The following is a 7,942-nucleotide window of genomic DNA, read 5'->3' as shown; positions in this document are numbered from 1 at the left end:
TCACCGCTTGATCCTTATAGCAGCCATTGGCATCGGTAGCACGGACAGTGACACTGACGCCCGCACCATTCGCGGTGGTCGGAGTCCCCCCCGCCACTTGAAGCCCCTCCGCCAGCACCCCCTGCCGTCCAGGTATAGGAGCCACTGCCGCCAGCGGCGTTCAAAGTCGCTGTGTAAAGTGCCCCGACCGTACCATCCGCCAGCGTCGTAGGCGTGACAGTGATCGCTGGACACTGCTGCTGCCACAAAAGTGAATCCTCAAAGCCCAGCGGGCCAGAGCCATACACACCCCAGGTCAAACCATCCGCCGACATGCCATCACCACCATTGTACACATTCCACGACGTCAAAGACGGCTGCAATGCCGTGTGACCATCACTCACCAGCAAATTCGAAACTCGTGTGTAGGCAGCCGTGGGTGATGTCCAAAGCACCGCGAAGCTTCCAGCCGCCCCACTGGTATAAATTGTCCCCAATGCACGCCCCGTATCGCTCACAGCACCGATGATCCCGCCTAGATTGTCCTGGGGACTGACCAGCGCCAGATTCGTCCGAGTACCTGCCACCGTGTCATAAATAAAGGGAGTCGGGACACCCGAGATGCGCTGGGAGGCACCCACATAGCGGCCATTCGGGCTCACTTTACCAGCGGAGCGTGGTGTGGTGTAGGAATAAACCGTCGTCGGCCACCCACCAGCCACACTACCACTCAGAATCTTGCCGGAGCCATCCGTGCCGATGACAAGCAGCTTTGTGCCATCTGCGGAGGCATCCAGCACTTCACGCACGCCGCTAATAGCTGTCCAAGCACGGGTGCTAAGATTCCAGTAACCCCCCACAGCCAGAGTCGGTCCAGCAGGACCATCCGAATCCACACTACCAAAAGCATACGCACTATCACTCGTCATCGAGGTGGGAATGGCCGTGATGCTCGCATTGGCATCAAAGGGCGTGAGCAGCCGCACCGTGGTGCCCGCCGTCCGATTATGGAACCACGCGATCACGTTCACATTTGCCCCGCTGGTCCATTTTTCGTGGCCGACACTGTTACCGCTGTCGTTGATGTCATTGGCCAAGGCATACGGACTTGAACCTGTTACCTTCGGGATCTCCGTGACGACGGGAGTTCCAGTCGTCATGTAAAAACCACGCGTCGTCGCCCCGAAGCGCACACCGGCCACATACTGGCCGTTCGGAGACATAGTCATGATACACTGCGCATGGTCATTCGTTTGCCCGCCCAGCACATCTTGTCCCACACGCGTCACCTTGTAGAGTGTACCGGTTGTCTGGGCCATAGCGGTACTCGCCATGGCGAGTAGCAAGGGAGAAGCCTTGAAAAATCTTCCTAGCCACTGCCACCCACTGGTTTTTATGTCTTCGGTTAATTCCTGATGTCTTTCCAAGGTAAGTCCTGTGGGCAATAAGTCTCTCACCCGCGACTTCGCGCGGGCAGCCTGGGTATTCCTATGAAAAACATGGAAATACTTTCTGGTTTGGGTGCCAGTTGCTGAAATTAGACTCATTATTTTATATGAATTATTCCATAGTTAATCACTTGAGCTATAAATTCAATACAATTCGACTAAAATTGTAATTATTTAGATTCATTTGTAAGTTGCCCGGCTCACATCTCCTGAAAAACCACCTTCAGGCACTCGACACCCTCTCTTTCGGGCCTATCCTCGCCACCCCCAGGCCCCAAACCGGCCTTTTTCCCTAAACTGCCTCTCCATCCCTCATGAGCCAAAAAATCGTCCTCGCATACTCCGGCGGCCTCGACACCTCCGTCCTTCTTTCCTGGATCAAAGACACCTATCAGGCCGAAGTGATCGCCTTTTGTGCCAATATCGGCCAGGACGATGAGTTGAAGGGGCTCAACGCGAAGGCTAAAAAGACTGGTGCCTCCAAAATCTACATCGATGACCTCCAAGAGGAGTTCGCCCGCGATTTCATCTTCCCCATGATCCAGGCCGGAGCCATCTACGAAGGCCAGTACTTCCTAGGCACCTCCATCGCCCGCCCCCTCATCGCCAAACGCATGGTCGAGATCGCCAAAGCTGAAAAAGCCGGAGCTATCGCCCACGGCGCCACCGGCAAAGGCAACGACCAAGTCCGCTTTGAGCTCACCGCAGCCGCTTTGGCTCCAGAAATCGACATCATTGCCCCCTGGCGTGACGAGCGCTTCCGCACCCAGTTTCCAGGCCGCGCCGAAATGATCGCCTACTGCGAAGAAAAGAAAATTCCTGTCCAAGCTAGCGCCAAAAAGCCCTTCTCCATGGACCGGAACCTCCTTCACATCAGCTATGAAGCCGGCATCCTCGAAGACCCCTGGTTCGACGCCAGCGATCCCAAATACAAAGACTACTTCAACACCCTCTCCGTCTTCCCAGAAGACGCCCCAGAAAAAGGCGAAACCGTCATCCTTGAGTTCGAAAAAGGCAACTGCATCGCGGTGAACGGCAAAGTGCTCGATCCGCTCGCCGTCATGAAAATGCTCAACAAGCTCGGCGGTAAACATGGCGTGGGCCGCGTCGATATGGTGGAAAACCGCTTCGTCGGCATGAAAAGCCGCGGCGTCTATGAAACCCCCGGCGGCAGCATCCTCCACTTCGCCCACCGCCAGATCGAGAGCCTCACCATGGACCGCGAAGTCATGCACCTGCGTGACAGCCTCATCCCCAAATACGCCCAACTCGTCTATAATGGCTTCTGGTACGCCCCTGAGCGCCTCGCCCTCCAGGCACTCGTCACCGAGAGCCAGCAAAAAGTCAGCGGCACCGTCCGGGTGAAGCTCTACAAAGGCAACATCATCGCCGCAGGTCGCAAGAGCCTCTACAGCCTCTACAACCCGCAGATCGCCACCATGGAAGCAGACCCCACCAAGGCCTACAACCAAGACGACGCCACCGGCTTCATCCGCCTCAACGGCCTGCGCCTAAAAACCGCCGCCCTCCGCGACCGGAAGAAATAATCGCCCTTTTTTAGCCCCACCAGCAAAGGGCTGCCCAAACGGGGCAGCCCGAATGCTAACCGCATGTAGTATAGGAAGTGATGAAGCGAGGAGGGATGCTACCGGTAGTGCAGTAATCGGAGGCCTCGTGGTGCTTTGCACTTGGGGGGCTGTGATTGGAGGTGCTTGTGTGGTTCCGATAGGAGGGAATAGGTGAAAATCGGTGAGTTTGATACGTTGGTAGTGCACTCATGGCTTCATCTACGCTTCGTCGAACATTTCTCGGTAAAACCTCTCATGGGCTGGGTGCTTTGGCGCTCGCTTCTTTGCTGCGCCCAACGATGGCGGCTCCGGTGAAAGGGGTGATCGGTGTGCCGCCTTTGCCGCAGAAGGTAAAGAGGGTGATTTGGCTGACGATGGCAGGCGGACCGTCACACTTAGAGACTTTTGATCCGAAGCCGAAGCTGGCGCAGATGGATGGTAAGCCGATGCCGGAGTCTTTTACGAAGGGGCAGCAGCTCGCGCAGCTTCAGGGACGACCGCTGATGTGTTTTGGCCCTCAGCATGCGTTTGCGAAGTTCGGAAAAAGCCAAATCGAGATTTGTGGGCTGTTTCCTCATATCGGGAGTGTCATGGATGACATTTGTCTGATTCGCAGCATGACGACGGATGCGATTAATCATGATCCAGCTCATATGTTCATGAATACGGGGTCACAGATTGCTGGACGGCCTAGTATGGGTGCTTGGGTGACTTATGGTCTGGGGACTGAGGCATCTGATCTGCCGGGGTTTGTGGTGCTGACTTCTTTGGGCAAGGGGGGACAAAATCAGCCCATTGCGGCGAGGCAGTGGAGCAGTGGCTTTTTGCCGTCGAAGTTCCAAGGTGTGCAGCTTCGAGCAAAGGGTGATCCTGTTTTGTATCTAACAAATCCGGCGGGTGTGACGAGGGAGCGCCAGGGGGCGGATATCGGGGCGATTAATGCACTCAATCGGGCTCATGATGCGCTGGTGGATGATCCTGAGGTCGCGACGCGTATCGCGCAATATGAGATGGCTTTTCAGATGCAGGCGAGTGTGCCGGATTTGATGGATGTGAGCCAAGAGGGGGCAAAAATTCTCGAGCTTTATGGCTGCCAGCCAGGGGATGGCTCATTTGCTGCGAATTGCCTCCTAGCGCGGCGTCTGGCGGAGCGTGGCACAAGGTTTATTCAGTTGTATCACAAGGATTGGGATCATCACGGCGGGGTGAAGGAGGGGGTGGCGCTCAAGGCCCAGGAAATCGACCGCGCATGTATGGCGCTGATCACGGATCTAAAGCAGCGCGGGATGCTGGAGAGTACGCTCATCGTGTGGGCGGGTGAGTTTGGCCGGACGCCGATGTCGCAGGGGGGTAGCGGGCGTGATCACCATAATAAGGCGATGTCGGTCTGGATGGCGGGTGGGGGTATCCAGGGTGGCATGGTGCATGGGGCGACGGATGATCTGGGATATGCGGCCATCGAGAAGATCACGACCGTTCACGATATTCATGCGACGATGCTGCATCAGCTGGGCATTCGTCATGATGCCTTTAGCTTTAAATTCCAGGGGCTGGATGCTCGCCTTAGCGGTGTGGAGGGGGCGAAGGTGATCCAGGATATTTTAACGTGAGCGATGGCTCACGGTAGCAGTGGTAGGGTACGTTTTGCTTTGGCGCTTTGGAAGGCGGTATCGACGATTTGTTGGCCGATGCGTGAGATGTCGAGGCGTAATGGGCCGATGAGGGGCGCCCCGGTTTCGAGATGGTGGATGACGTGCTCGACGGGGTTGCGATTGGGTGCAGCGATGGGGGCTGCGGGGATGTCGTAGCCCTCGGGGCATGAGCGGGTCTGTACGCGGAGCGTTTTGGCGTAGTCGTAGCAGGAGATCGTGCCATCGGTGCCTTTGAGCACAAAGCCACACATGGGCTGTGGCTGGTGAGTCCACGGATCGGTGAAGGTGCCCCAGCGTGTTTCTGTTTTGCTGAGGCCGGTTTGATAGCGCAGCACGGCGATGGCGTGTTCATCGACTTCGAGGCCTGCGGGCTCGTCCCAGGTGCAGGTGACTTCCAGTGGGGAGCGACCTCCGAGATGCCAGGTGCCGAGTGTAGTGCCGTATCCCATGTAATCGAGCAGTGAGCCTCCGCCCTGCGCGGCGCTGTAGAACCAGCTAGCGCCTTTGTCAGCGGCGGAGGGTTCTTTTTCGATCTTGTCGGCACCATGATAGAGGGGGCCGCGATTGCCGCCGTGGTGATGAAACTCTAAAACTTCGCCAATGAGGCCTTCCTGAATGAGGCGGTGGGCGGTTTGCTGCGCGGCATCCCAGACGAGGGGCCAGTTGATGGTCAAGAGTTTGCCGTGCGGGCGCATGGCGGCCACCATGGCATCGGCCTCGGCCAGTGTGCCTGCGAAGGGCTTTTCCATGATGATGTGGGTGCCGAAAGGGGCGACTTTTTCGACCCATTCACCATGGCGTGAGGCGGCAGGGCAGAGGAGGACGATGTCGGGCTTTGTTTTTTCCAGGCAGGCGCGGTGGTCGGTGAATACGCGGTCTGTGCTGAGGTCGAAATTCCGAGCGGCATCGAGCATGCGCTCGGGGTGTTCATCACAGATGGCGACGATTTCTGCGTTTGGGTGCTCGTGGGTCTGCCGGAGCAGATCGCCCATGTGGAAGTGGTCGAAGTTGATGCCTGCGATGCGCCATTTTTTGCTCATGTAGGGTTTTAGCTGCCAGAAGTGATGCGGCAAGCGTGATGTGAGAATCCCTACTATCTAGCACAACGCCATGTTTGACAGGGGAGGTGTGCTTCGCACGCTGGTGACTGTGAACGACTCCACCGACCTTCTCCGCCGTACTCCGCTTCATGATGTTCATCTCGAATTGGGGGGACGAATGGTGCCTTTTGCGGGCTGGGAGATGCCGGTGCAGTATGCAGGTATCGTGCAGGAGCATCTGGCGGTGCGGCAGGCGGTGGGTGTGTTTGATATTTCGCACATGGGGCAGTTGCTGGTGAGTGGCCGGGGGGCTGAGGCGTTTCTGAATCGGGTGCTGACCAATGATGTAACAAAGCTCACGCCTGGACAGGGGCAGTACACGCTGCTGCTGAGGCCGGATGGCGGTGTGGTGGATGATTTGATCGTTTATCGTGTGAGTGAGCGGGAGTTCTTCTTGGTGGTGAATGCATCACGCATTGAGGCGGATTGGGAGCATCTGGAGAGCCAGATTACGGAGGAGGATGCGGTGAGTATGGCCAATGCCAGTGACTTTACGGCCGGAGTGGCGGTGCAGGGGCCGCGCAGTCGGCAGGTATTCGAGCGTGTTTTTCAGGGCAGTGCTCCGTATCCAGAAAAGAACACTGTCCTCATCACCATGACGCCAGATGGCCCGATGTGGCTTTGTGGCACGGGTTATACGGGGGAGGATGGGTTTGAGTTTTTCATGCCTGCGGAGAAAGGGGCGACTTGGTTCCGTAGCATCGTGGATGCGGTCAAGGCGGAGGGAGGGCAGCCATGTGGGCTGGGTGCCAGGGACACGCTGCGACTGGAAATGGGCTACCCACTTTATGGAAACGACCTGAGTGAGACTCGCTCACCGCTGCAAGCGGGGTTGGGCTTTTTTGTGTCGATGGAGAAGGGGGCGTTTACAGGCCGGGAGGTGCTGGTGGAGCAAAAAAGTGCCGGTTTGCCGGATAAACTGGCTGCTTTCAGGATGATCGGGACTGCGCCACCTCCGAGGCCCCATTATCCCGTGCTGCATGAGGGCCAAGTCGTGGGTGAGGTGTGTAGTGGCACGCAATCACCTAGTCTGGGGCGGGGGATTGGCATGGTGTATCTTCCGCCGCTGGCTGCGGCTATCGGGGCCCAGATCGAGATTGAGGTGAGAGGGCGTCGTTTTCCGGCGGAGATCGTCAAAAAGCCATTTTATCGAAAATCATAGCGCGGTATGACCTCTATGATTTAAAAGCTAACGGAACTCACCCACATCGAAACCACTGCTATGAGCCTCATCCCTGACTCTCTCCACTACCGCGATTCACACGAATGGATCGACCTGACTCAGAATCCAGCGTCTGTGGGGATCACGGACCATGCGCAGGCGGAGCTGACGGATGTGGTCTTTGTCGATTTGCCGAAAGTGGGTGCTGTGGTGACTGCGGGGCAGCAAGTGTGTGTGATCGAGTCCGTGAAGGCCGCGAGCGATATTTATGCCCCCGTGAGTGGTGAGGTGGTGGAGGTGAATGAGGCGCTGGCGGCAGATCCGGGGCTCATCAACCGTGATCCGTATGCTGGGGGACACATTTTTAAGGTCAAGCCGTCGAATCCGGCTGAGGCTGAGAAGCTCATGAGTGCCGCTGCTTACAAAGCGCACCTGGGCTGATGCTGTGATGGGATGCCAGGAGTCTAAAAGCCGGGAATATGGCGTGGAGTGAAGCCTTTGAGGCTGTGTCCTGTTGGAATCCAGCGTGGGCCGACTGCTTTGCCGTCGATTCAGGTGTCAAAGATGACTCCAGTGAGGGAGACGAAGATGTGCTTTTGATTTGACCCATATGGTGATCCAGTGACCACGCCCAGGGGCACCGTAGGTAACGAATTTGCGGCAGTGTTTGCTGCCTGAACTTATGGCCCGTCTACCGCGAAAGGCGGTGGCCACGTTCGCGGTGGCATTGGTGGGGAAGTGCGAGGCCGCCTAACAGTGCGCCGAAGGCTGTTTGCGCCCTTATTTACGAAAGAAGTGGCGGTGGGTTCCTCAATTTGAGAATCGAGGGGGATTTCTTATTCCGATTTTTCAAATACCCCACCCCTGCGTGGGCACCAGCCATTCCCGGGTCTAGGTAAACCGGATGGATTTCAAAAGGCGATTTGGGCACCGATTTTTCGAGCACATTGATCACCTGCGGAGTTGATAACATAAATAATTAAAAATATAGAAATAACAAAAAAAATTTGCTTACATTATGATATATGTTTTA

General features: G+C 56.6%; 6 protein-coding genes. 4 read left to right on the top strand and 2 right to left on the bottom strand.

All coding sequences use genetic code 11. The annotated features are described in order from the left end of the window. Positions 1 to 14: 14 nt before the first annotated feature. Positions 15 to 1,313, bottom strand: a complete 1,299-nt coding sequence (locus tag IPK32_11715; protein ID MBK8092617.1) for a hypothetical protein — start codon at positions 1,311 to 1,313, stop codon at positions 15 to 17. A 428-nt stretch (positions 1,314 to 1,741) separates the two neighbouring features. Between IPK32_11715 and IPK32_11710 the strand changes: the two genes are divergently transcribed. Together IPK32_11710 and IPK32_11705 are read left to right on the top strand one after the other, a co-directional pair. Further along, a complete protein-coding gene (locus IPK32_11710) occupies positions 1,742 to 2,974 on the top strand; it encodes an argininosuccinate synthase (protein ID MBK8092616.1) in 1,233 nt (410 codons plus the stop codon). Between the two features lie 230 nt (positions 2,975 to 3,204). Next, a complete protein-coding gene (locus IPK32_11705; GenBank protein MBK8092615.1) occupies positions 3,205 to 4,605 on the top strand; it encodes a DUF1501 domain-containing protein in 1,401 nt (466 codons plus the stop codon). Between the two features lie 8 nt (positions 4,606 to 4,613). Here the strand turns inward: IPK32_11705 and IPK32_11700 are convergent, their stop codons facing one another. Further along, complete coding sequence (locus tag IPK32_11700; protein MBK8092614.1) at positions 4,614 to 5,687, bottom strand: Gfo/Idh/MocA family oxidoreductase; 1,074 nt, start codon at positions 5,685 to 5,687, stop codon at positions 4,614 to 4,616. 109 nt (positions 5,688 to 5,796) lie between these two features. Here IPK32_11700 and gcvT point away from each other — a divergent pair, with 109 nt between their 5' ends. Then, complete coding sequence (gene gcvT / locus IPK32_11695; GenBank protein MBK8092613.1) at positions 5,797 to 6,909, top strand: glycine cleavage system aminomethyltransferase GcvT; 1,113 nt, start codon at positions 5,797 to 5,799, stop codon at positions 6,907 to 6,909. 60 nt (positions 6,910 to 6,969) lie between these two features. Further along, a complete protein-coding gene (gcvH, locus tag IPK32_11690; protein MBK8092612.1) occupies positions 6,970 to 7,350 on the top strand; it encodes a glycine cleavage system protein GcvH in 381 nt (126 codons plus the stop codon). Positions 7,351 to 7,942 lie beyond the last annotated feature (592 nt).

It is taken from the genome of Verrucomicrobiaceae bacterium, assembly GCA_016713035.1.
Classification (GTDB): domain Bacteria; phylum Verrucomicrobiota; class Verrucomicrobiia; order Verrucomicrobiales; family Verrucomicrobiaceae; genus Prosthecobacter.
This window is presented reverse-complemented; position numbering and strand designations above follow the sequence as displayed.

Bases quoted from the DNA above. Each gene is read 5' to 3' on its own strand.
- IPK32_11710 (MBK8092616.1), top strand. From the start codon at position 1,742: ATGAGCCAAAAAATCGTCCTCGCATACTCCGGCGGCCTCGACACCTCC.
- gcvH (MBK8092612.1), top strand. From the start codon at position 6,970: ATGAGCCTCATCCCTGACTCTCTCCACTACCGCGATTCACACGAATGG.
- IPK32_11700 (MBK8092614.1), bottom strand. From the start codon at position 5,687: ATGAGCAAAAAATGGCGCATCGCAGGCATCAACTTCGACCACTTCCAC.
- IPK32_11715 (MBK8092617.1), bottom strand. From the start codon at position 1,313: ATGGCGAGTACCGCTATGGCCCAGACAACCGGTACACTCTACAAGGTG.
- IPK32_11705 (MBK8092615.1), top strand. From the start codon at position 3,205: ATGGCTTCATCTACGCTTCGTCGAACATTTCTCGGTAAAACCTCTCAT.